Below are 546 nucleotides of genomic sequence, written 5' to 3' on the forward strand. Positions count from 1 at the left end.
GGCTTCGCCGGGCCCTTCACCCTGCTGGTGATCACCGACCTGCTCGGCTACTTCACGCAGGGCTGACCGCGCATTCACCGCGCGTCAGTCGCGTCCGCCTCAGTGCTCCCGAACCTGGACGCGAAGACGGGCACGCCAGCCGGTGCACCCAACCACCCACTACGCCCCGCCCGAACGGCCGATGATGGTCGTGAACAGGTTGTACGTGTTGCAGCCTCAACCAGAGACATACAGGGGCCAGCCATGGACCACAGTGCTGAACGAGAGAGCGCCGAAAACGCAGCTCGTTCGCGGTACACCCGCGATATGCAGGAGGAACGGCACGTTTTACGCGAGGCGCTTCGCTCGGATCTGCCCGCCGCCCACCTCGGCTTGGGTGTGACCGTCATTGCCTTGATCGTGATCGCCAGCTTCTCTGGCCCGCGGTGGACATTGATCGTTACCGGGGCTTTCACGGCCTGGTTCGTTCTGGCGCTCATGGTGATTCGCATCGGCGATGGCCGCGGCTGGGACGCCATCAGGCGGGCCTACATCGCGACCTTCGGC

At 65.0% G+C, this 546-nt stretch carries 1 protein-coding gene; it reads left to right on the forward strand.

The genetic code is table 11. The features are described from left to right. Positions 1-306: 306 nt before the first annotated feature. Positions 307-546 (forward strand): hypothetical protein (locus tag G3I78_RS47375; protein WP_164436812.1); only part of this gene is annotated, 240 nt, incomplete at its 3' end.

It is taken from the genome of Streptomyces sp. SID13726, from assembly GCF_010548375.1.
Lineage (GTDB): Bacteria > Actinomycetota > Actinomycetes > Streptomycetales > Streptomycetaceae > Streptomyces.